Annotated in this window: 20 protein-coding genes; 12 read left to right on the top strand and 8 right to left on the bottom strand. The window is 60.9% G+C overall.

Translation table 11 applies throughout. From position 1 onward, the window contains the following. Positions 1-222 precede the first annotated feature (222 nt). The 6 genes from AB4O09_RS03190 to yccS all read left to right on the top strand — a co-directional run bounded on the left by AB4O09_RS03190 (position 223) and on the right by yccS (position 9,939). Complete coding sequence (locus AB4O09_RS03190) at positions 223-1,665, top strand: TldD/PmbA family protein (protein WP_027912931.1); 1,443 nt, start codon at positions 223-225, stop codon at positions 1,663-1,665. A gap of 1 nt (position 1,666) precedes the next feature. Next, on the top strand, positions 1,667-3,004 hold the full coding sequence (locus tag AB4O09_RS03185; protein ID WP_223527884.1) for a TldD/PmbA family protein: 1,338 nt from the start codon (positions 1,667-1,669) through the stop codon (positions 3,002-3,004). Positions 3,005-3,074: 70 nt separating this feature from the next. Further along, positions 3,075-4,541 (top strand): multidrug transporter subunit MdtD, encoded by a 1,467-nt coding sequence (gene mdtD, locus AB4O09_RS03180; RefSeq protein ID WP_114731509.1) that lies wholly within the window; start codon positions 3,075-3,077, stop codon positions 4,539-4,541. A 345-nt stretch (positions 4,542-4,886) separates the two neighbouring features. Next, positions 4,887-6,224 (top strand): ATP-dependent RNA helicase DbpA, encoded by a 1,338-nt coding sequence (gene dbpA / locus AB4O09_RS03175; RefSeq protein ID WP_230494465.1) that lies wholly within the window; start codon positions 4,887-4,889, stop codon positions 6,222-6,224. A gap of 179 nt (positions 6,225-6,403) precedes the next feature. Then, complete coding sequence (locus AB4O09_RS03170; RefSeq protein ID WP_027912930.1) at positions 6,404-7,582, top strand: BaiN/RdsA family NAD(P)/FAD-dependent oxidoreductase; 1,179 nt, start codon at positions 6,404-6,406, stop codon at positions 7,580-7,582. A 173-nt stretch (positions 7,583-7,755) separates the two neighbouring features. Next, on the top strand, positions 7,756-9,939 hold the full coding sequence (yccS, locus tag AB4O09_RS03165) for a YccS family putative transporter (protein ID WP_003206370.1): 2,184 nt from the start codon (positions 7,756-7,758) through the stop codon (positions 9,937-9,939). 63 nt (positions 9,940-10,002) lie between these two features. On the opposite strand, the gene AB4O09_RS03160 is transcribed toward yccS, so the two are convergent. After that, positions 10,003-10,740: a substrate-binding periplasmic protein gene (locus AB4O09_RS03160; protein WP_003206372.1), complete on the bottom strand. Its 738-nt coding sequence runs from the start codon at positions 10,738-10,740 to the stop codon at positions 10,003-10,005. Between the two features lie 261 nt (positions 10,741-11,001). Between AB4O09_RS03160 and AB4O09_RS03155 the strand changes: the two genes are divergently transcribed. Next, positions 11,002-11,454, top strand: a complete 453-nt coding sequence (locus tag AB4O09_RS03155) for a GNAT family N-acetyltransferase (protein ID WP_003206373.1) — start codon at positions 11,002-11,004, stop codon at positions 11,452-11,454. A gap of 53 nt (positions 11,455-11,507) precedes the next feature. On the opposite strand, the gene AB4O09_RS03150 is transcribed toward AB4O09_RS03155, so the two are convergent. Genes AB4O09_RS03150 through AB4O09_RS03140 form a run of 3 tightly spaced genes read right to left on the bottom strand, consistent with a single transcriptional unit; the run spans position 11,508 to position 14,478 of the window. Next, positions 11,508-11,804 carry a winged helix-turn-helix domain-containing protein gene (locus AB4O09_RS03150; protein ID WP_069971327.1) on the bottom strand — a complete coding sequence of 99 codons (297 nt, stop codon included), beginning with the start codon at positions 11,802-11,804 and terminating at the stop codon, positions 11,508-11,510. Positions 11,805-11,808: 4 nt separating this feature from the next. After that, positions 11,809-12,312: a M48 metallopeptidase family protein gene (locus tag AB4O09_RS03145; RefSeq protein ID WP_003206376.1), complete on the bottom strand. Its 504-nt coding sequence runs from the start codon at positions 12,310-12,312 to the stop codon at positions 11,809-11,811. 42 nt (positions 12,313-12,354) lie between these two features. Next, positions 12,355-14,478, bottom strand: a complete 2,124-nt coding sequence (locus tag AB4O09_RS03140) for a putative bifunctional diguanylate cyclase/phosphodiesterase (RefSeq protein ID WP_003206379.1) — start codon at positions 14,476-14,478, stop codon at positions 12,355-12,357. A gap of 324 nt (positions 14,479-14,802) precedes the next feature. Between AB4O09_RS03140 and AB4O09_RS03135 the strand changes: the two genes are divergently transcribed. The 5 genes from AB4O09_RS03135 to AB4O09_RS03115 all read left to right on the top strand — a co-directional run bounded on the left by AB4O09_RS03135 (position 14,803) and on the right by AB4O09_RS03115 (position 19,964). Further along, positions 14,803-15,468 (top strand): polysaccharide lyase family 7 protein, encoded by a 666-nt coding sequence (locus AB4O09_RS03135; RefSeq protein ID WP_003206381.1) that lies wholly within the window; start codon positions 14,803-14,805, stop codon positions 15,466-15,468. Positions 15,469-15,750: 282 nt separating this feature from the next. Then, entirely contained in the window at positions 15,751-16,422 is a 672-nt protein-coding gene (locus AB4O09_RS03130) for a polysaccharide lyase family 7 protein (RefSeq protein WP_013694433.1), read from the top strand. Positions 16,423-16,751: 329 nt separating this feature from the next. After that, positions 16,752-17,420: a polysaccharide lyase family 7 protein gene (locus AB4O09_RS03125; RefSeq protein WP_003206385.1), complete on the top strand. Its 669-nt coding sequence runs from the start codon at positions 16,752-16,754 to the stop codon at positions 17,418-17,420. Between the two features lie 460 nt (positions 17,421-17,880). After that, the gene (locus tag AB4O09_RS03120; protein WP_013694435.1) at positions 17,881-18,165 is read left to right on the top strand and encodes a hypothetical protein; all 285 of its coding nucleotides are present in this window, start codon (positions 17,881-17,883) and stop codon (positions 18,163-18,165) included. A 368-nt stretch (positions 18,166-18,533) separates the two neighbouring features. After that, entirely contained in the window at positions 18,534-19,964 is a 1,431-nt protein-coding gene (locus tag AB4O09_RS03115; protein WP_123487477.1) for an IS1182 family transposase, read from the top strand. A gap of 739 nt (positions 19,965-20,703) precedes the next feature. On the opposite strand, the gene fba is transcribed toward AB4O09_RS03115, so the two are convergent. From fba to AB4O09_RS03095, 4 genes are all read right to left on the bottom strand, one after another. Beyond that, a complete protein-coding gene (gene fba / locus AB4O09_RS03110) occupies positions 20,704-21,768 on the bottom strand; it encodes a class II fructose-bisphosphate aldolase (RefSeq protein ID WP_003177554.1) in 1,065 nt (354 codons plus the stop codon). Positions 21,769-22,037: 269 nt separating this feature from the next. Further along, positions 22,038-22,370 carry an MliC family protein gene (locus AB4O09_RS03105; protein ID WP_003206388.1) on the bottom strand — a complete coding sequence of 111 codons (333 nt, stop codon included), beginning with the start codon at positions 22,368-22,370 and terminating at the stop codon, positions 22,038-22,040. Positions 22,371-22,426: 56 nt separating this feature from the next. Continuing rightward, the gene (locus AB4O09_RS03100) at positions 22,427-22,651 is read right to left on the bottom strand and encodes a flagellar basal body L-ring protein FlgH (protein WP_003206389.1); all 225 of its coding nucleotides are present in this window, start codon (positions 22,649-22,651) and stop codon (positions 22,427-22,429) included. A gap of 31 nt (positions 22,652-22,682) precedes the next feature. Beyond that, complete coding sequence (locus tag AB4O09_RS03095; RefSeq protein ID WP_003206391.1) at positions 22,683-23,846, bottom strand: phosphoglycerate kinase; 1,164 nt, start codon at positions 23,844-23,846, stop codon at positions 22,683-22,685. Positions 23,847-23,867 lie beyond the last annotated feature (21 nt).

Below are 23,867 nucleotides of genomic sequence, written 5' to 3'. Positions count from 1 at the left end.
CCGCAATCGCGAGCAGGCTCGTTCCCACAGGGGATTGGTGGTGAACACAGATTTTGTGACCACCCAAGATCCACTGTGGGAGCGAGCCTGCTCGCGATTGCGTCCACCCTGACACCCCAAATGCCTATCTGCCTTGATCCCTCCCCCGCCCAGGCCTAATCTAGAGCCGCCGCGTCAACGCGCCGCACCTCGCTGCACCGCCACTCCAGACAAGGAGGTTCCATGTTCGACTTCCACCCCCAGCTCAAGCAGCGTTTTGCTGCCTTGCGCACGGGCGCTGAATTCTTTTCCCTGCGTTACGTGCGCGAGTCCGGCCAGCACCTGTCGGTGCGCAAGAATGTCGCCGAACCGCCCAGCCTGGGCCGTGATGAAGGGGCGATGCTCACCGTGCGGGTCAACGGGGTCGAGGCGTATGCCGCTACCAACGACCTGTCCCAGGCCGGCCTGCAAGCGGCACTGGAATGCGCCGAGAAACATGCTCGCGGGCTCAAGCCCCATGCCCTGCTGGACCTGCGTGAGCAAGCGGTGTCCAGCGACCGCGCCGATTACTTCTCGCCGAATTTCGACCAGGCCTTCCCGCCACTGAGCGATTGTTACCAATTGCTCGGCGACGAGTCAGCCGCAGTGCCTCAGGACGAGCGCCTGGTGAACTGGCAAGCCAGCATCGGCCTGACTCAGGTCGAGCAGATCTACCTCAACAGTGCCGGCGCTGAACTGCGCCAGGCCCAACGCTTCATCTACCCGGCCCTGGAAGTCACCGCCTTCGACGGCAACGACAGCCAGACCCGCACCCTGGGCCGGGAAAACTTCGGCCAGCAAGGCGGCTTCGATGTGATCAGCCGCAGCGGCCTGATCGGCGCCGGGCTGAAAATCGCCGACCAGGCCCTGCAATTGCTGCTGGCACCGAACACCCCGCAAGGCCCCCGCGACCTGCTGCTGATGCCCGACCAGATGATGTTGCAGATCCACGAATCCATCGGTCACCCGCTGGAACTGGACCGCATCCTCGGGGACGAACGCAATTACGCCGGCACCAGCTTCGTCAAGGCCAGCGATTTCGGCCACCTGCAATACGGCTCCAGCCTGTTGAACGTGACCTTCGACCCGAACATTCCCGAGGAGCTGGCGAGCTACAGCCATGACGATGACGGCAGCGCCGCCAGCAAGCAGTTCCTGATTCGTGAAGGCCTGTTGCTGCGTCCACTGGGCGGCGCGCTGTCACAGTTCCGGGCTGGCCTGGACGGTGTCGCCAACAGCCGGGCCTGCGGCTGGAATCGTCCGCCCATCGACCGCATGGCGAACCTGAACATCGAACCCGGCGACCAGACGCTGGAACAACTGATCCAGGGCACCGAGCGCGGCGTGCTGATGCGCACCAACCGCTCCTGGTCCATCGACGACGCCCGCAACAAATTCCAGTTCGGCTGCGAGTGGGGCCAGTTGATCGAGAACGGCGAGCTCAAGGGCGTGGTGAAGAACCCCAATTACCGCGGCATTTCCGCACAATTCTGGAAGAGCCTGCGCGCCGTGGGCGATGCCAGTACCTCCCGGGTCCTGGGCACGCCGAACTGTGGCAAGGGCGAACCGAACCAGGTCATCCGTGTCGGCCATGCGTCGCCGGCCTGTGTGTTCAGCAACGTTGATGTGTTTGGAGGGGATGCCTGATATGAGCACCGTCAATAATCAGGCCGAGGCATTCAAGGTATTGGTCGACTGGCTGCGCGATGCCCTGCATGAGCAGGAACAGTTCACCTTGGGTTACGCCGCCGAGTCCTCGGCCTTCGTGCGTTTCAACCACGCCAAGGTGCGTCAGGCCGGGCAGGTGCAGCAGGCCAATGTCAGTTTCAAATTGATCGACGACGGGCGTCACGCCGACTTGCAGATCACCTTGTCCGGCGACACCGAGACCGATCTGCAACGCCTGTCCGATGGCCTGCAACAACTGCGCGAAACCTTGCCGCTGCTGCCCCGCGATCCATACCTGTTGCTCAACCACAACCACTGGCAGAGCCATAACGTGCAGGACCATCCGCTGCCGGACACCGAGCAGGTCGTGGCGCAAATCACCCGCGCCGCCGAAGGCCTGGACCTGGTGGGGTTCTATGCAGCCGGGCCCATCAGCCGCGGTTTCGCCAGTTCGTCGGGAGCGTTCGGCTGGCATCAGGCCAACAGCTTCAACTTCGATTTCAGCCTGTTCCATGAAAACGGCCAGGCGGTAAAAGGCAGCTATGCCGGGCATGCGTGGAGCAGCGAAGGGTTTGCCCGGCGCTTCGAGCAGGCCCGCGAGCAGCTGGCATTTCTCGGCCTGCCGCTGCGCACGTTGCCGCCCGGCGAATACCGCGCCTACCTGGCACCGGCCGCCCTGGAAGAGATCATGGGCATGCTCAGTTGGGGCGGGTTCTCGGCCCGGGCGATTGCCAGCAAGCAGAGCCCGTTACAGAAGTTCTACGCCAACGAAGCAAGCTTGAGCCCCAACGTGTGGCTGAGCGAGCAGGTCAGCGGTTCCTTGAGCCCGGCGTTTTCCGACGAAGGTTATCCCCGCGATGACCTGGGGCTGATCGCCAAGGGCACGGCCAATGCGCAGTTGGTCAACTCCCGCAGCGCCGCCGAATACGGCCTCACCGCCAACGGCGCCAGCAGCTACGAATACCCCACGGCGCTGGACATGCAGGGCGGGCAACTGGAGCACAAATACATCCTCGAACAACTTGGCACCGGGCTATACATCAGCAACCTCTGGTACCTGAACTACTCGGACCAACCGGCCGCCCGCCTGACCGGCATGACCCGCTTCGCCACGTTCTGGGTCGAGAACGGCCAGATCGTAGCGCCGGTCAGTACCATGCGCTTCGACGACAGCGTCTACAGCCTGCTCGGCTCGCAACTCGAAGGCTTGACCCGAGAGCGGGAACTGCTGCTCTCGGCCAGCACCTACAGCCAGCGGGCCACGGCCTCGATGTTGCTGCCGGGGGCGCTGGTCAAGCGGTTGACCTTGACGCTGTAAAAAAGCATCGCAGGCAAGCCTTGCTCCCACAGGATGTACGCCGTACATGTGGGAGCAAGGCTTGCCCGCGATGAAGCCAACAGACACCCGAACACAAACAAGAGGTCCCATGCCCAACCGTGCACCGCTCGACGCCGTCACCGCCCGCTGGCTTCCGTGGGTGGTGGCGATTGCCTTCTTCATGCAGTCCCTGGACGGGACCATCCTCAACACGGCCCTGCCCGCCATGGCCGGTGATCTGGCGGAAAACCCGCTGCGCATGCAGGGCGTGATCATTGCCTACATGCTCACCGTGGCGTTGCTGATCCCGGCCTCGGGCTGGATCGCCGACCGCTTCGGCACCAAGAAGATTTTCTTCGGGGCAATCCTGCTGTTCAGCTTCGGCTCGTTGCTGTGCGCCTTGTCCAGTTCGTTGAGCATGCTGATCGGCGCCCGGGTCATCCAGGGCCTCGGTGGAGCGCTGATGCTGCCGGTGGGCAGGCTGGTGGTGCTGCGGGCGTATCCGCGCTCGGAACTGGTGCGGATCATGGGCTTCATCACCATCCCAGGCCTGCTCGGCCCACTGATCGGGCCGACCATGGGCGGCTGGATGGTCGAGTACCTGACCTGGCACTGGATCTTCATCATCAACCTGCCGGTGGGCGTGCTCGGCTGTTATGCCGTGTGGAAGTTCATCCCCGACCTGCGGGGCAGCGAGCGCACGCGGTTCGATGGGTTGGGGTTCCTGCTGTTCGGCGCGGCGATGGTGCTGATCACCATCGCCATGGAAGGTCTGGGTGAACTGCACCTGCCGCACCTGCGCGTGATGTTGCTGCTGTTCGGCGGCATGGCCTGCCTGGCGGCCTATTGGCTGCGGGCCGGGCACGTCGAGAACGCGCTGTTCCCGCCGTCACTGTTCAAGACCCGGACCTTCGCCGTGGGCATTCTTGGCAACCTGTTCGCGCGCCTGGGCAGCGGTGCGCTGCCATTCCTGGTGCCGTTGCTGCTGCAAGTCGCCCTGGGCTATTCACCGTCCCAGGCCGGGATGAGCATGCTGCCCCTGGCGGCGGCGGCCATGGTCGCCAAGTCCGTGGCCCGGCCGCTGATCGAACGCCTGGGCTATCGCATCGTCCTGACCGGCAACACCCTGGCCCTGGGCCTGATGCTGGCGAGCATGGGCCTGGTCAGTGAACAGACGCCGTACTGGCTGCTGCTGGCGCAACTGGCGGTGCTGGGGGCGATCAACTCGCTGCAATTCACCGCGATGAACACCGTGACCCTGATCGACCTGGACGACGCCAGCGCCAGCAGCGGCAACAGCCTGCTGTCGGTGGTGGCGCAACTGTCCCTGAGCCTCGGCGTGGCCTGCGCCGGCGCCCTGCTCGGCGGCTTTACCGCCCAGGTGGGTAACGATGGGGTGGAGACCGTACTGGGGGCGTTCCAACTGACGTTCGTCACGGTGGGGATCATGGCGATGCTGGCGGCGACGATTTTTTCCCAGTTGTCACGCGAAGACGGGCGACGGGTGAAACGCCCGGATGAGCATATCGAACACTAAGTCGCTTCGTGGCTTGGAGATTTTGTGGGAGCAAGGCTTGCCCGCGATACAGGCGACTCGGTTTTCCTGGGGGAAATGCGTCGCCTGCATCGCGAGCAAGCTTTGCTCCCACAGTTTCACAGTTTCACCGTTTCACCGTTTCACAGTTCCACAGTTCCACAGTTCCAGAGCTCCCACAGTTTCTGGAATTGCCAGCCCCCCAGGGCAGGCCCTGCCCTCACAGCTCGTCCAGAACTTTCGAAGAAAGTGGCACGAGGCTGCTACACTGCGCGACATTTTGTTTTGCAGGCCAGTCCCGTGACCACCATTGCCACCGCTTTTAATACTTTGCCGCTGTCCGCCGCCATGCTGGCTAACCTCGAATCACTCGGTTATGCCCAGATGACGCCGATCCAGGCGCAAAGCTTGCCGGTGATCCTCAAGGGCATGGACCTGATCGCCCAGGCCAAGACCGGCAGTGGCAAGACCGCCGCCTTTGGCATCGGCCTGCTGAACCCGATCAACCCGCGTTTCTTCGGCTGCCAGGCCCTGGTGATGTGCCCGACCCGCGAGCTGGCCGACCAGGTCGCCAAGGAAATCCGTCGCCTGGCCCGCGCCGAAGACAACATCAAGGTCCTGACCCTGTGCGGCGGTGTGTCCTTCGGCCCGCAGATTGCCTCCCTGGAACACGGCGCCCACATCATCGTCGGCACGCCAGGACGCATCCAGCAGCACCTGCGCAAGGGTTCGCTGGTCCTGGACGGCCTCAACACGCTGATCCTCGACGAAGCCGACCGCATGCTCGACATGGGTTTCTACGACGCCATCGAAGACATCATCCAGCAGACCCCGGAACGCCGCCAGACGCTGCTGTTCTCCGCCACCTACCCGGTGGGCATCAAGCAACTGTCGTCCAAGTTCATGCGTAACCCGCAGCAAGTGAAGGCCGAGGCGTTCCACTCCGACGCGCAGATCGAGCAGCGCTTCTACGAGATCTCTCCCGAGGAACGCATGGACGCAGTGGTCAAGGTCCTGGCGCATTTCCGCCCGGCCTCTTGCGTGGCGTTCTGCTTCACCAAGCAGCAGGTCCAGGAAACCGTCGACCACCTGACGTCCAAGGGCATCTCGGCCGTCGGCCTGCACGGTGACCTGGAACAGCGCGACCGCGACCAGGTGCTGGCGATGTTCGCCAACCGCAGCACCTCGGTGCTGGTGGCCACCGACGTGGCGGCCCGCGGCCTGGACATCGATGCCCTGGACATGGTGATCAACGTCGAACTGGCCCGGGACTCGGAAATCCACATCCACCGCGTCGGCCGCACTGGCCGCGCCGGGGAGAAAGGCATCGCCATCAGCCTGGTGGCGCCATCCGAAGCCCACCGCGCCCAGGCCATCGAGCAACTGCAGAAGTCGCCGCTGAGCTGGGACCAACTGGACAACCTCAAGTCTCAAGGTGGTGGCCCGCTGTTGCCGGCCATGAGCACCCTGTGCATCGGTGCCGGGCGCAAGGACAAAGTCCGCCCCGGCGACATCCTCGGCGCCCTGACTGGCGAGGCCGGCATCCCCGGCACCCAGGTCGGCAAAATCGCGATCTTCGATTTCCAGGCCTACGTGGCAGTGGAACGCGGCATCGCCAAACAGGCCCTGCAACGCCTGAACGATGGCAAGATCAAGGGCCGCTCGTTGCGGGTGCGGATCCTGTAACCGATCGCCTGAAGAACAGAGATCAAACTGTGGGAGCGAGCTGTGTGGGAGCAAGGCTTGCCCGCGATGAAAACGCCGCGGCCTCTTGAGGACCGCAGCGCCTGGATCGCGAGCAAGCTTTGCTCCCACAAAGCTCGCTCCCACATTCAGTTATGTGGGAAAGCTGAGAGGACACCGTTTTGCGCTCTACCGAAGTCGTGATCATTGGCGCTGGCGCCGCGGGGTTGATGTGCGCGCTGACCGCGGCCGCGCGCGGACGGCAGGTGATGTTGCTGGACCACGCCAACAAGGCCGGCAAGAAAATCCTCATGTCGGGCGGTGGGCGCTGCAATTTCACCAACATGTACACCGAGCCAGGCAATTTCCTCTCGCAGAACCCGCACTTCTGCAAGTCGGCCCTGGCCCGCTACACCCAGTGGGATTTCATTGCCCTGGTGGCCAAGCACGGCGTGCCCTATCACGAGAAAAAGCTCGGCCAGTTGTTCTGCGATAACAAGTCCAGCGACATCCTCGGCCTGCTGTTGGATGAGTGCGACCAGGCCGGCGTCAGCCTGCACCTGGATACCTCGATCACGCAGATCGAAAGAACCGACAGCGGCTACCTGCTGCAAACCACCCTCGGCGCCCTCGCCTGCCAGTCCCTGGTGATCGCCACGGGCGGGCTGTCGATCCCGACCCTGGGGGCGACCGGTTTCGGCTATCAGGTGGCAAAACAGTTTGGCCATGAACTGCTGCCAACCCGCGCCGGCCTGGTGCCGTTCACCATCACCGATCAGCTCAAGACCCTCTGCACCGAACTCTCGGGCACGTCGGTGGATTGCCTGGTGAGCTGCAACGACCAGAGCTTTCGCGAGAACATCCTGTTCACCCACCGCGGCCTGAGCGGTCCGGCGATCCTGCAGATTTCCTCGTTCTGGGAATCGGGGGACACGGTGCAGATCAACCTGTTGCCCGACCACGACGTGCCGCAATGGCTGCAACAGCAGCAGGCCGAACGCCCCAACAGCGAACTCAAGACGTTGCTGGGCGAGTTGTTCACCAGGAAAATGGCCAACCTGTTGGCGGACACCTGGTTCGTGTCCAAACCCATGAAGCAATACACCCATGCGGAGCTGGCAGACATCGCCGAAAAACTGGCGAGCTGGAACGTCGTCCCCGCCGGCACCGAAGGCTACCGCACCGCTGAAGTCACCCTGGGCGGCGTCGACACTCGGGAAGTCTCGTCCAAGACCATGGAATCGCTGAAAAGCCCCGGGCTGTATTTCATCGGCGAAGTGCTGGACGTCACCGGGCACCTGGGCGGGTTCAACTTCCAGTGGGCGTGGGCGTCGGGGTATGCGGCGGCGCAATACGTCTGACCCGACACGACTCGAATGCGGGCAATAACCCTGTGGGAGCGAGCAAGCTCGCTCCCACAGGGGTTCGGGGTATACCCCGGAACACTTTTTGCTGTCAGATGTGATCGCCGCCATTGCGTCGGCGTCATTACTGCCTCAATTTAGCGTCATTGCCCGTCAGGCCCGTGCACTTCATGTCAGCGAATTCGTTTAGCCAGTCTTTGCGTCGCCTTTGGGCGTTGGATAAGTTCAGTTATAGCGTGCGGGTCTTCATCGCCCTGACCGGCAGCATGGGGCTGTGCTGGTACCTGGACGAAATGGTGCTGCTGATTCCCTTGTTCCTGGGCATCATCGCCAGCGCCCTGGCCGAGACGGACGACAGTTGGCAGGGCCGCCTCAACGCGCTGGCCGTGACCCTGGTGTGCTTCACCGTCGCGGCGTTGTCGGTGGAGTTGCTGTTCCCCTACCCCATCCTGTTCATCATCGCCCTGGCACTGGCGGCCTTTGGCCTGACCATGCTTGGCGCCCTGGGTGAGCGCTATGGCGCCATCGCCTCGGGCACGCTGATTCTTTCGGTCTACACCATGATCGGCGTGGACCAGCGCGGCGGCGCAGTCAACGATTTCTGGCATGAACCCCTGCTGCTGGTCGCCGGTGCCGCGTGGTACGGCTTGCTGTCGGTGTTGTGGCAGGCGTTGTTTTCCAACCAACCGGTGCAACAAAGCCTGGCGCGGCTGTTTCGCGAACTGGGGCGCTACCTGAAACTCAAATCGTCGCTCCTGGAGCCGATCCGCCAACTGGACGTCGAAGCCCGCCGCCTGGAACTGGCCCAGCAAAACGGCCGGGTGGTCGCTGCGCTCAACAGTGCCAAGGAAATCATCCTGCACCGCGTGGGCAATGGCCGCCCCGGCTCGAAAGTCAGCCGGTACCTGAAACTGTACTTCCTGGCCCAGGACATCCACGAACGCGCCAGCTCTTCTCACTATCCCTACAATGCCCTGGCCGAGGCCTTCTTCCACAGCGACGTGCTGTTCCGCTGCCAGCGCCTGCTGCGTCAACAAGGCAAGGCCTGCCAGGCACTGGCCGAGTCGATCCAACTGCGCCAGCCGTTCGTCTACGACGCCACCTTTGCCGAGGCCCTCAACGACCTGCACGCGTCCCTGGAACACCTGCGTATCCAGAGCAACCCGGCCTGGCGCGGTCTGCTGCGTTCGTTGCGGGCACTGTCGGTGAACCTTGCCACCATGGACCGCCTGCTCAGCGATGCCAGCAACCCCGACGCCCTGGCCGACGCCACCGACAGCAGCCTGCTCGACCGCTCGCCGCGCAACCTCAAGGATGTCTGGCTGCGCTTGCGCACGCAGCTGACGCCCACTTCGTTGCTGTTCCGGCATGCCCTGCGCTTGCCCCTGGCACTGAGCGTGGGCTACGCCATGGTGCATCTGATCCACCCGTCCCAGGGTTATTGGATCATCCTCACCACGCTGTTCGTCTGCCAACCCAACTACGGCGCCACCCGGCGCAAGCTCGGCCAGCGGATCATCGGCACCGCCATCGGCCTGACAGTGGCCTGGGCGCTGTTCGATCTGTTTCCCAACCCGCTGGTGCAATCGAGCTTCGCCATTGCCGCCGGGGTGGTGTTCTTTACCAACCGCACGACCCGCTACACCCTGGCGACGGCGGCGATCACCATCATGGTGCTGTTCTGCTTCAACCAGGTGGGCGACGGCTACGGGCTGCTGTTGCCGCGGCTGTTCGATACCTTGCTCGGCAGCCTGATTGCCGGGCTTGCGGTCTTCCTGTTCCTGCCCGACTGGCAGGGCCGACGGCTGAACAAGGTGCTGGCCAACACGCTGACCTGCAACAGCATCTACCTGCGGCAGATCATGCAGCAGTACGCCGCCGGCAAAAGCGACGACCTGGCCTATCGCCTGGCCCGACGCAACGCCCACAACGCCGATGCCGCGTTGTCCACCACGCTGGCCAACATGCTGATGGAGCCGGGGCATTTCCGTAAGGAAGCCGATGTTGGGTTCCGCTTCCTGGTGTTGTCCCACACCCTGCTCAGCTACCTGTCGGGCCTGGGCGCCCACCGGGGCACCGAACTGCCGGCGCAGGTACGCGAGCAACTGATCGATGGCGCGGGGGTGAAGCTGGCGACGAGCATCGACGAAATCGCCCAGGGCCTGGCGAGTAAAACGCCGATTGTGGTCCAAAGCGACGAGGAGGAGGCCCTGGCCAATGAGCTTGAGCAGATGCCCGATGAGATCGACGAAGGCCAGCGGTTGGTGCAGACACAGTTGGGGTTGATCTGCCGTCAGCTCGGTCCGTTGCGAACCTTGGCGGCGCATTTGGTCAAGGACACCAGCGAGGCTTGAGGGCTGTGGTGTTTACACTGTCGCCATCGCGAGCAAGCTCGCGATGAGGCCAGCCCGGGCACCCTACATCCCGTGAGCTTTCAATAACCGCGCGTAACTCCCATCCGCCTTCATCGCCGCGATCTCCCGGTCAAACCCCGCCACGATCTGCTCATGCTCCGGGTTCTTCAAGCTGACCAGGATGTGCAGGCTGTTTTCACTCAATGCCTTGGGCAAAAATTCCACGGCGTTACGCACCTTGGCGGATTCGCGGGCCAGGTAATAGCGGGCGACGTACTCGTCTTCCAGGGTCAACTTCACGCGATCGGCAGCCAGCATGCGCACCGCCATCGCGAAGTTATGCACCGGGACTTTTTGCATTTGCGGGTCTTCGTCGAAGTCCTTGGAATAGGCGTAGCCGCGAACCACGGCGATGGGATAGGCACGCAGCTGTTGCAGGCTGTCAAACTGGATCGCTTCGTCCTTGCGCTTGATGAAGCGCACACGGTTGAGCAGATACTCGGCCGAGAACTGGCCGATGTGAGTGCGCTCCTCGCTGTACCAGGCGTTGACCAGCACGTCATAGCGGCCCTCGCCGATGCCCAGCATCGCCCGGGCCCAGGGCACCTGTTCGAAGTCCGAGGCATAGCCGGCCCGTGCCAGGGCCGTGCTGACGATATCGGTCGCCAGGCCACCATTGATCAACGTGGAGTCGGTAAAGGGTGGCCAGCCATCGGCGACCAGACGCAGCTTTTGCGCGCAGGCCTCATAGCTCAGTAACAACAACCCGATCAATGCAAGAGCTCGATGCAATCGCGGCATACCAAACGTCCTTGACGGGTTCAAAGCCCGGTTTGTTTTTAGCCGAAACTCAACAGGCATCCTCAGACACCCGGTCCTAACATTAGCTCATTGGAACCGCTGCGCAGCGCTGTCACGAAGATTACACAAAGACGACAACGCCGCGACAGAGGAATGATGGCATTTTGGTATTTATCACAGATTTTCCGGTCGACCGAGAAAGAGACTTCCGGGCCAAGCACGCTTAATATCGGCATCAGGTTCTTCAGGAAATTCAAAAAAATGGATATCGAGTGGGTCTGTAAACATCACAGTGACCTGAGCAAGGAACAGCTGTATGCCATCCTCAAATTGCGTGCCGAAGTGTTCGTTGTCGAGCAGAACTGCGCCTACCCGGATGTTGACGGCCTGGACCTTGAAGGCGACACGTGCCATTTGATGGCCTGGCAGGACAACCACCTGGTGGCCTACCTGCGCCTGCTCGACCCGCACTCGCAAAACAGTGACGTGGTGATCGGGCGCGTGATCATCGCGCCGCAAGCGCGCGGCCAGGGGCTGGGCCACACGTTGATGGAACAGGCGCTCAAGCAGGCCGAGAAATATTGGCCCGGTACGTCTATCTCATTGTCGGCCCAGGCGCATTTGCAGGGGTATTACGGGCGGTACGGGTTTGAAGTGGTGGGTGTGGAGTATATGGAGGATGGGATTCCGCACATCGGCATGCATCGGCCCTGAGGGCGCCATCGCGAGCTTGCTCGCGACAGCGTCAGCCCAGGCAAAGCCAATATTCAGGGATACTCAAGCACCGCCTTGATCCGCGGCAAATTCCCCTCGATCCACCCCCGATCGATCGCCCCCCAATCGCGAATCCGATACCGCCCGGCATGGTTGCGAGCGCCGTCCTCTTGCTCGAACTCACAAACGATATCCAGGTCAGGCAGCGCGGCGATGGTGTCCTGGGCAGTGCGCCGTGGCATGCCGGTGGCCTCGGTGAGGGCCGGGACGTTGCTGGCGACACCGCTGTCGATCAGGTAAGCCACGTACAAGCGACGGTAGAAGCTGGTCTTGGTCTTGCTGACATCCATTCGGTCATTCCTTGTGGGGTTGCAGGTCCCGCCAGGTCAGGTACACCCGCAGGTCGAATTCCAACTGGTGATACCCCGGCAGCATGTGCTCGCAGAGTTGGTAGAACGCCTTGTTGTGGTCCGACTCCTTGAAGTGCGCCAACTCGTGCACCACGATCATCTTCAGGAACTCGGGCGCCGCGTCCTTGAACAACGCAGCGATGCGGATTTCCTTCTTGGCCTTGAGCTTGCCGCCCTGCACCCGCGACACCGCGGTATGCAGGCCGAGGGCGCGGTGGGTCAGGTCCAGGCGACTGTCGAACAGCACCTTGTCGATGGCTGGCGCGTTACGCAAGTACTGCTGCTTGAGGTCCAGCGCATAACCGTACAGGGCCTTGTCGCTCTGGATCGGATGTCGGCCCGGATAGCGCTGTTGCAGGTAATCGCCCAGTCGGTCCTGGGCGATCAATTGCTGCACTTGGGCTTGCAGGGCGGCGGGGTAGGCCTGGAGGTATTTGAGCGCGGTCATCAAGGGGCAACACAGTCACAAGAGGCCGCCAGTGTAGCGAATTCAAGCCTGCACCGCGCTCCAGTCGAACGGCGTGGCGAAGGCATCGGTGTCTTCGGCCATCAAGGGCCGCGCCACGAGGAACCCCTGCACGTACTCACAGCCATGGGCCTGCAGCCACTCATATTGCTCGCGGGTTTCCACCCCTTCGGCGATCACCCGCAAGCCCAATTGTCCACACAGGTCGATCACCGAGGCGGCCAACGCGGCATCCCGGGGCGATCCCGGTACGCGGGCGATCAAGTGCCGGTCGAGCTTGAGGGTATCGAGCTCAAGGTCACGCAGATGCGTCAGCGAACAGGGCCCCGAACCAAAGTCATCCAATGCAACCCGCACTCCGAGGTGACGCAGCAGTCGCAGTTGCTTGTGGGTTTCATCGGGATTGCGCATCAGCGCATCCTCGGTCACCTCCACCTCCAGTTGCCGGGGCTTCAAGGCATGGCGTTCCAAGACCTGGCGCAACTCGGTCACCAGGTTGGGCATGCCGAACTGGGTGCTACTCAGGCTCACCCCCAACACCAGGTCGTCAGCGAACAAGCGTTCCCAGACTTTGCGCTGGGCGGCGCTGCGATGATAAATCCAGCTGCCCAGCCGACTGATCAACCGCGCCTCTTCCAGCAAGGGCAGGAACAGGCCCGGCGGAACATCACCGACGCTGGGGTGCTGCCAGCGCAACAGCGCCTCGAACCCGCGGATCCGCCCATCGATGATGCTTACCTGCGGCTGGTAGACCATATTGAAATCGCGGTTCTCGATGGCCGAGCGCACGCTCTCTTCCAGCATCAGCCGTGAACGGGCTCGACCGTTCATTTCATGATCGTAAAAACGGTATTGCTGGCGGCCGGCACGCTTGGCTTCGTACATGGCGATGTCGGACGCCCGCAGCAACCCATCGAGATTGGCGCCGCAATCCGGGTACGTCGCGATGCCGATGCTGGCCCCCAGTGCGACATCCATGCCTTCGATCTGCTGGCAGATTGCGACTCGCTCGATGAGTTTCTCGGCGATCTTGGCCGCTTGCTCGGGGAACTCCAGGTCCAGCAGCGCGGTGAACTCGTCCCCGCCCAGCCGCGCCAGGATATCGAACGGACGCAGGCACGCCTTCAACTGTTCCGACACCCAGCGCAATACCCGGTCCCCGGCATCGTGCCCCAGCGAGTCATTGACCCGCTTGAAGCCATCGAGGTCCAGGTACAGCAACACCCAGTTGCTTTCCAGGCGCTCGCTGCGCATCAACAGGTTTTCGGCGGTCTGGTAGAACCCCCGGCGGTTGAGCAAACCGGTCAGCGGGTCCGTGACAGCCTGGTATTCGAGTTGCTGATGCAAGTGGCGAACCACGGACATGTCCTGGAGTGTCACCACCATCGCCTTCTGCTCCGACGGCAACGGCGCACAGGACAAGGCCACCGACACCTGCTGGCCGGGCGCCGTGCGCAGGACCGCGTCATGCAATCGCCAGGTTTCACCCCGACGATAGGCGTTGTGGATATCGGAATCGAGCCACTCGGGGATATGCGGTTTCTGCAGGAAATCCAGGAACGGCATGCCCTGCAATTGCTCGGCGGTGGCATTGAGCAAGCGGCAGGTAGAGGGGTTGGCGAAGCGGATACAGCCATTCTCGTCCACCACCAGGATGCCTTCGGCGGCGTTGTCCAGCACCGAGGCATTGAAGGCCCTGGCCGCTTCGAGATCCTGGCTCAGGCGCTGCAAGGCCCGGCGATTGCGCTGGTGCTCGAGCAGCGCCTGGACCTTGGGCTTGAGGATTTGCGGATCGAAGGGTTTGAACAGGTAATCCACGGCGCCACTGGCGTAGCCCTTGATGACCGCGTCCTGGGATTGCTCGTTGGCCGTCAGGAAAATGATCGGCGTGAGCCGCGTGCGCTGGCTACCGCGCATCAGGCGCGCCACTTCGAAACCGTCCATGTCCGGCATCTGCACATCCAGCAGAACCAGGTCGATGTCGTGTTCAAGCAGCAGGTTAAGCGCCTCGACCCCCGAGGACGCGGTCATGACTTGCCAATCCTGACGCTGCAACAAGGCTCGCATGCTGAGCAGGTTTTCAGGGTAATCATCAACAATCAAAAGGACAGAGCTGTCTTCGCCGAGCGGTGGTTGCGCGCATTCCATGCTGCTTCTCTTATCGGGCGCCACGTCCGTTTTTACGTAGCAAAGCGGACAAATACTGTCCCCTCACTCTAGACCGGGATTGTGAAAAGCAGTAGGTGTCAACGCGCCATCATCCAGGCAAAGCCCGAAATAGCCGACTAACGGTCACCCTCCTCGGGCACAAAAGCTGCACAGACAACTTCGACGGACAATTGACGTCAGCCATCCGCCGAAGGGTTGCCAGCCAGTTTCTTCCGTCGCTCACCCGTACGCCCCGAAAAGACCGGCCTAGAGCCTTGCTTTGTGGTGTGCAGCTTTTTCATCGAGTGACATAGGATCCCCGCCATGATCGATCTCTCAACCTGGAACCTGAGCATCCCCGAAGGCAGCCCTCCGGCCACCATCGAAACCTCTCAACTCGTGCAAGGGTTCCAGGACCAGTATTTCCACTCCGATTCCGGCACGGTTTTTTTCTGGGCACCGGTGACCGGCGCCACGACCACTAATGCTATTTATCCGCGCAGTGAACTTCGTGAAACCTATAGCAACGGCACCTTGCGCAATTGGCTGTACCCAGCGGCGGACAACAAGCTGGCTGCCACCCTGGCCGTCAGCCAGGTGCCCAGCACCGGCAAGGTCGTGATTGGTCAGATCCATGCCAAGGACAGCACCAGCCCCATGGTGAAGCTGGAATACCAATATAAAACCTACAGCTCCACCGGCAACATTGTCGCCAAGGTACGCATGCGCCCGGACGATGAAACAGGCCAGGTCATCACCATCGCCACGGGCATCAAACTGAATCAATCCTTCTCTTACCTGATCCATCTCAGCCCCGCAGGCGTCCTGACCATCAATGGCGCGGGTTACCAGTGGAGCTCCCCCATCAGCTCCACTTGGAGCGACAAGCCGCTGTACTTCAAGGCGGGCGTGTACGTGCAGGACAACACCGGTTATCCCACCGAAGGCGGAACCGTGACGTTCAGCCTGCTGGATATCGATCACATCTAGGCGCTTTGCGTGACGCCAGGGCAGCAACGGAATGCTGCCCGCCCAACGCGACACTATCGATGCGCCATAGTTCAGATCTAGCTCAAAACTGCCGACTAACGGTCACCCATCCAGGCATAGATGCTGCAATTGACATATTCGACGGACAATTGACGTCAAACATCCGCCGGATGGTTACTCAAAAAGACCCCTTCCTGCGTGATCAACACATTCCAAATGCTCGGAGTAGAGCCTCCCGCTTTGGTACTCAGCACTTTTACGCCCGTTACGCAGGATCCGACCATGATCGATCTCAACACTTGGAACTTGAGCATTCCCGAAGGCAGCCCCGCCACCACCATCGAAACGCCTCGGCTGGCCCAAGGGTTCAAGGATGAATATTTCCACTCCGACACCGGCACGCTGTTCTTCTGGGCGCCGGTGACCGGCACCAAGACCGCAAACGCGATCTACCCACGCAGCGAACTGCGCGAAACCTACAGCGACGGCACCCTGCGCAACTGGTTGTACCCGGCGGCGGACAACACCCTGCGTGCCGCCGTCAGCGTCAACCAGGTGCCCAGCTCCGGCAAGATCGTGATCGGTCAGATCCACACCAAAGACAGCACCAGCCCCATGGTGAAACTGGAGTACCAGTACAAAACCTACAGCTCCACCGGCAACATCGTCGCCAAGGTGCGCATCCGCCCCGACGACGAAACCGGTCAAGTCATCACCATCGCCACCGGCGTTAAGCTCAACCAGAGCTTTACCTACATGATCCACCTCAGCCCGAAGGGCGCACTGGGCATCAGTGCGGCAGGCTACAACTGGAGAACCACTGTCGACCCTACCTGGAAGGTCAAACCGCTGTATTTCAAAGCGGGCGTCTACGTTCAGGACAACACCGGCTACACCACCGAAGGCGGCAAAGTGACGTTCAGCCTGCTGGAAATCAAACACGCCACCCTTTGAGCGCTCCCCCGCCCGCATTAGCAGCATGGAACGCTGCTATCGACCCACCTTCGAAGCACCCATTCAGGGTGTTTTTTTGTCCGCGCGTGGCGAAAGAGTCAAATAGCCATCGCACAAGGTTCCGAAAAAAATCGGAATAGTCGACCAACGGTCGTTTGTCTCGGGCACAAAAGCGACAAACGCAACTCTGACGGACTGTTGACGCCAACCCTCCGCCAGACGAACGTGCCAAACATTCGCCTGCACCCCCTTCTGGCCTCAGCAAAAGCGCGTCTTAGAGCCTCCGGCTGTGGCGTAAATCATTTCTTCTTCTCAGAAAGGATCCGAACATGGTCGATCTTGCAACCTGGAACCTGAGCATCCCCGAAGGCAGTCCGCCGAAAACCATCGAAACCCCTCGGCTGGTGGATGGGTTCCAGGACAAATATTTCAACTCCGAAGGCAGCACGGTGTATTTCTGGTCACCGGTGACCGGCACCAAGACTGAAAACGCGATCTACCCGCGCAGCGAATTGCGTGAGACCTACAAAGACGGCACCTTGCGCAACTGGCTGTACCCCGATGCCGACAACCAATTGCGTGCAAAGCTGGTCGTCAGCCAGGTACCCAGTAGCGGCAAGATCGTGATCGGTCAGATTCATGCCAAGGACAGCAGCAAACCCTTGGTGAAGTTGGAATACCAATACAAGGATGCCACCAGCACCGGGGACATCGTCGCCAAGGTGCGCATGCGTCCCGATGACGACGAAGGCCGGGTCATCACCGTCGCCTCCGGCGTGAAACTCAATCAGTCCTTCAGTTACCGGATCCACCTTGATCGTACCGGCGACCTGGGCATTACTGCGGCGGGTCGCAGTTGGTACACCACCATCAGCTCCACCTGGCGGGTCAAGCCGTTGTACTTCAAGGCTGGGGTGTACGTGCAGGACAACACTGGCTACACCAGTGAAGGCGGGAAAGTGACGTTCAGCGTGCTGGATATCGATCACAACACCTGAAATTTCACTTCCGATAATCTCGTAGGAAACCCCCTCTTGTGGCGAGGGGGATTTATCCCCGTTGGGCGTGAAGCAGCCCCCTCTTTCCGTCAGTCCCACCGCATGTGCCGACTTTACGGCGGCTACGCCCCCGAGCGGGAGCAAGCTCCCTCGCCACAGGGGGTTGTGGGCGTCCTACAGGTCGATTTTGGCTTCGAAAATCTCCTCTATAGTTCGGCTTGTCTGCTGGCTTTGGTCAGTGGGCAAGGGTTTCGCAGCCCGACAGAGAACAATGACTTTGCACCGCAAAATGAAAACTCAGGCAAAATTGCCGACATTCATTTTATGGCGGTTGCGCGTGGGAGGCCTTTGGGTCTGCCGGGTTTGGTCATTCTCGGTCTGCGAACCCGCGCGTAGCTGCCACCCACTTTGTTTCGCAGCAAAAAAGGTGGCAATTCTTTTTCTATAGGGAATTTCATCTATGACCACGCATCAATCGATTAACCGCTTCACGCCCTTGACCCCGATCGCCACCACACAACCTGTGCTGTTCATTGACAAGACTGCCCCGCTAACAGAGCTTCACGCCTGCGCCAGCGAACGCCTGCATGCGACCCTCGATTACCTGACGCTCATGGCCTGCGCCACCCTGCGCGATTCGGCCGCCAGCGACTTCAATACCCTCACCAATGTTGCTCGGATCCTGGTTCAGGATGTCACCGACGTGTTCGGCGTCATTGAACAGCGTGGGCTCGAAGACCAATAAAGCCCTCCCGGCGGGAGATGATCCCCTGTGGGAGCGAGCTTGCTCGCGATAGCGCTGGGTCAGTGATAGGGATGTTGGCTGACACAGCGCTATCAGGATCTGTGTGTATATCCGTTTTCTTTGCAACGGCCGCTTATGGTTTCGCCCTTACGGCGAGTCACTTTCGAAAAGCCCGGAAGCCGGCCCAGTCGAAAGTAACCAAAGCGCTTCTGCCCCACCACTTGGTGCCTCGCCCAGGCTCGTCATGCCTGAACGAAGGCATTGCTCCGTGGGCCCGCCGCGAAGGGCCATCCATGGCCCAGAGTGTGTAAAAACCCCGAAGCCAACCCTTGCTATGATTCCCCAGGACTTCATCGCAAGGGCTGCCCATGAAACGCTTCATCCAAGGTGAACACCGAGATCAAACTACCTTGCTCCCCGAGAGCTTGGACGACTACGTCAGCGACACCAATCCGGTGCGCGTTGTCGATGTCTTCGTGGATGAGCTCGACCTGATCAGCTTGGGTTTTGACAGCGCTGTCCCCGCTAAAACGGGCCGACCGGCTTACCACCCTGCAGTCATGCTGAAGATCTACATCTACGGCTATCTCAACCGTATCCAGTCAAGCCGGCGCCTTGAGCGCGAGGCGCAGCGCAACGTCGAGCTGATGTGGCTGACCGGTCGCCTGATGCCGGATTTCAAGACCATCGCCAATTTCCGCAAAGACAACGGAAAGGCCATTCGAGGAGTCTGTCGGCAGTTCGTCGTGTTGTGTCAACAATTGGGGCTGTTCTCGGAGCATTTCGTTGCCATCGATGGCAGTAAATTCAAGGCGGTGAACCACCGCGACCGCAATTTCACCAGCGCCAAGCTGAAGCGCCGGATGGAAGAGATCGAATCAAGCATTGCCCGTTATCTGAAGGCGCTGGATGAGGCTGATCGGGAAGAGCCCAAGTCTTCAGGGCCCAAAGGCGGCCTGGAAGAGAAAATCGCCAAATTGAAGGAGCAGATGAAGGCGCTTCAGGCGATTGAAATACAGCTTGAAGCATCGCCGGACAAACAGATCTCGCTAACCGACCCGGACGCGCGCTCGATGATGATGACGAGCGGTCATGGCATCGTGGGCTACAACGTGCAGACAGCAGTCGATACCAAACACCATTTGATCGTTGCGCACGAGGTGACCAATGTCGGTCACGACCGTGATCAGCTTAGCTCGATGGCCCAGCAGGCCCGTGAGGCGATGCAAATCGAATCGTTGTCGGTGGTGGCGGACCGAGGGTATTACAAAAGCGTAGAAATCCTGGCCTGTCACGAGGCAGGGATCACAGCTTATGTGCCGAAAACGCTGAGCTCGCGGGCCAAATTTGATGGCCGTTTCGGCAATGACGAGTTTGTTTACGACGCAGACAAAGATGTCTACGTCTGCCCCGCTAAACAAGTGCTGATCTGGCGCAACTCTTACGTCGACAAGGGCAAGAAGCTGGACGTTTACTGGCACTCCAACTGCCGAGCCTGTTCGATAAAGGCGCAATGCACACCGGCCAGAGAGCGAAAAATTCGGCGCTGGGAACATGAGGCGTTACTGGAGGAAATGCAGGCCCGGCTGAACAATGAGCCGCAGATGATGAACATCCGCAAGCGAACGGTCGAGCACCCCTTCGGGACGCTGAAGCAATGGATGGGAGCGACGCATTTTCTGACACGGCGGCTGGCTGGGGTCAGCACTGAAATGAGCTTGAATGTGCTCGCTTACAATTGGAAAAGAGTGATGAAAATCCTTGGTGCGCAGGGTCTGATGAAGGCGCTGGCGGCCTGAAAGCCTGCCGTTTTGCCCCGTTAATCAAGCTATGAAGCCTTGCTAGCGTTCGTAGGGGCCGCTTGGAGCTACAGGAACCCTTCAGGTTTTAATCAGTTGGCCAACACCTGTCGGCACTACGTGCCGACGATGTTTTTATCGGTTTTTACACACTCTGGGCCCAGCGCGGCTAACCCGGCATCCATGCCGGGTTGCCCACTCCACAATGCCTGCGTTCGGCCAGCGTGGTTAACGGGGCGCCGAGTTCAAGATCCTTTCCGAGGCGGCCTAGTAGCCGACCTGGCTCTCCCAGTCGTACACCCATCAGATCTGTTTGAGCAGGACCTGTGGGAGCAAAGCTTGCTCGCGAGGCGGCCTGACAGCCGACCTGGTTCTCCCGGTCGTACATCCATCAGATCTGTTTGAGCAGGACCTGTGGGAGCAAAGCTTGCTCGCGATAGCGATCGATCAGCTTGCATCAGCGCTGGATGTGCCATCGTCTTCGCGAGCAAGCTTTGCTCCCACAGATCTGACAGGTGTACAACCGCAAGAGCCAGGTCGGCTGTCAGGCCGCCTCGCGATGGACGTTGATCTCAGGCGCCCCGTCAACCATGTGTCCGGTCCGTACAGCGCTCTTCCAAAAGTGAACCACTGTAAGGGCGGAACCATAAGCCGCCGTCACCCAAAAAACGGATATACACCCAAATCCCAAACATAAAAAAACCCGCATCACTGCGGGTTTTCTCACAACGCTAAAGCCTCAGTTGACCTTGGCGTTCAACTCACCTTTCAGATATCGCTGATACATAGCCTCCAGAGAGATCGGCTTGATCTTGGAAGCATTACCCGCAGTACCAAACGCCTCATAACGCGCAATACACACATCACGCATCGCAGTCACGGTCGCACCGAAGAACTTACGCGGATCAAACTCGCTCGGATTGGTCGCCATCAAACGACGCATCGCACCAGTAGAAGCCAGGCGCAGATCGGTATCGATGTTGACCTTGCGCACGCCGTACTTGATACCTTCGACGATTTCTTCAACCGGCACGCCGTAGGTCTCTTTGATGTCGCCACCGTACTGGTTGATGATCGCCAGCCACTCTTGTGGAACCGAGGAAGAACCGTGCATCACCAAGTGGGTGTTGGGGATGCGCTTGTGGATTTCCTTGATGCGGTCGATCGCCAGCACGTCGCCGGTTGGCGGCTTGGTGAACTTGTAGGCGCCGTGGCTGGTGCCGATGGCGATGGCCAGGGCGTCGACCTGGGTCTTCTTGACGAAGTCCGCGGCTTCTTCCGGATCGGTCAGCATCTGGCTGTGGTCCAGCACGCCTTCGGCGCCGATACCGTCTTCTTCACCAGCCATGCCGGTTTCCAACGAACCCAGGCAACCCAGTTCGCCTTCCACCGACACGCCGCAGGCGTGGGCCATGGCGACGGTCTGTTGGGTGACGCGTACGTTGTATTCGTAGTCGGTCGGGGTCTTGCCGTCTTCGCCGAGGGAACCGTCCATCATCACCGAGCTGAAACCCAGCTGGATGGAGCGCTGGCAGACGTCCGGGCTGGTGCCGTGGTCCTGGTGCATGCACACCGGGATGTGCGGGAACTCTTCGATCGCAGCCAGGATCAGGTGACGCAGGAACGGCGCGCCGGCGTATTTGCGGGCACCGGCCGAAGCCTGGACGATCACCGGAGAGTCAGTCTTGTCAGCGGCTTCCATGATGGCGCGCATCTGCTCAAGGTTGTTGACGTTAAAGGCTGGAACGCCGTAGCCGAACTCGGCTGCGTGGTCCAGCATCTGACGCATGCTGATAAGTGCCATTGTGTCTCTCTCCCGGTCGAGGGTCGTTAATCGTGCCAGCCTGCCGGAGCGGCGGCGGCTATTCAAGTCATTGCGGATCGGGGGTCGGCCCGAGCTGCGTGTTCGGTATCGCTAAACCCAGATACTGACGCAATCCCTGTGGGAGCGAGCTTGCTCGCGATGAGGGCGGCACATGCAACATCACTGTCGCCTGATACACCGCTATCGCGAGCAAGCTCGCTCCCACATTGGTTCTGTTCCAGCCTCTGGATCCGTGTGGATCAATCTTGTCACTCGGCCTTGCAGCCACGCCCAATCAAATCATTGGTGGCGACCCAATACACCAGGCCTTCCTCACCCTTGACGTGAAACGCCAGCATGTCATCGCTGTACAGTGAACCTTCAGCACCCGGCTCAAGCTTGAGGCGATAAACCTTATCGGCGCCGCCCAGGCGAACATCGACTTCCTTGTGGGCGGTGTCGGTGTAGCGCCAGAGCACTTTGGCCTCGCTGTCACAGGTCCAGGTCGTCCAACCTTCAACAGGTTCGGACGTGTGCAAAAAGTCCAACTGCGCACAACCGCCCAGCAATGCCAACGCCACGACGGCGATCAAGCCTTTCATCCGTGTTCCTCGACTGACGGCACACGCCGCCAGCCATGAGTTAAGAGTCAGACCCGTCAAGGACAACCATGTTCCTTGGTCGGGGTTTGCGTCTCGTATTTGTCCAGGCCGTCCGGTCCGGAACGCTTGTTCAGCACCGGGTTGGTCTCGGCCTGCCAGTCGGCCTGATAACAGCCGTCTTCAGGCGCCGACGTGCCGGGTTGCGGGGCCGGAGCCTGCGGGCCGCTTGAGCAGGCCACCAGCATCGTCGCCGCCAACAGCAACGGGATCGTCTTGACCATCAGAACACTCCTTTGCCTGGTCAATGCAGCTTCAGGCCTTGGCCCGGCTTTCCAGGACTTCCACGGCAGGCAACACCTTGCCTTCGACGAACTCGAGGAATGCGCCGCCACCGGTAGAAATGTAGGATATCTGCTCGGCCACGCCATATTTGTCGATCGCGGCCAGGGTGTCGCCACCACCGGCGATGGAGAACGCAGCGCTGTCGGCGATGGCCTGGGCCAGCACCTTGGTGCCGTTGCCGAACTGGTCGAACTCGAACACGCCGACCGGGCCATTCCACAGTATGGTCTTGGAAGATTTCAGCAGTTCGGCGAAGTTGGCTGCGGTTTGCGGGCCGATGTCGAGGATCATGTCGTCCTCGGCTACGTCATCGATCAGCTTGACGGTGGCGGTGGCGCTTTCAGCGAATTCCTTGGCCACGACCACGTCCACCGGCAACGGTACGCTGACCTTGGCGGCGATTTCCCGGGCGGTGTCCAGCAGATCCGGTTCGTACAGGGATTTGCCGACCGGGTGACCCGCAGCGGCGAGGAACGTGTTGGCGATGCCGCCACCGACGATCAACTGGTTGCAGACCTGGCTCAGACTGTTGAGCACGTCCAGCTTGGTAGAGACCTTGGAGCCGGCGACGATGGCAGCCATCGGCTGGGCCGGGGAGCCCAGGGCCTTGCCCAGTGCGTCCAGCTCGGCAGCCAGCAACGGGCCTGCGGCAGCGACTTTGGCGAACTTCGCCACGCCATGGGTCGAACCCTCGGCGCGGTGGGCGGTGCCGAAAGCGTCCATCACGAACACGTCGCACAGGGCGGCGTATTGCTGGGCCAGTTCGTCAGCGTTCTTTTTCTCGCCCTTGTTGAAGCGCACGTTTTCGAACAGCACGACATCGCCGGCCTTCACGTCCACGCCGCCCAGGTAGTCAGCGACCAATGGCACTTCGCGGCCCAGGGCACGGCTCAGGTAATCGGCCACAGGCTTGAGGCTGTTTTCCGCCGAGAACTCGCCTTCGGTCGGACGGCCCAGGTGGGAGCAGACCATCACGGCCGCACCTTTTTCCAGGGCCAGCTTGATGGTCGGCAGCGAAGCCAGGATACGCGCGTCGCTGGTGACAACACCGTCCTTGACGGGGACGTTGAGGTCTTCGCGGATCAGTACGCGCTTACCTTGCAGATCGAGGTCGGACATCTTCAACACGGTCATGGGTCGCAATTCCTGGGTAAC

It is taken from the genome of Pseudomonas sp. H1_F01 (genome assembly GCF_054681425.1).
Note: the sequence above shows the minus strand (reverse complement) of the source record. Positions and strands in the feature narration are given on the sequence as shown.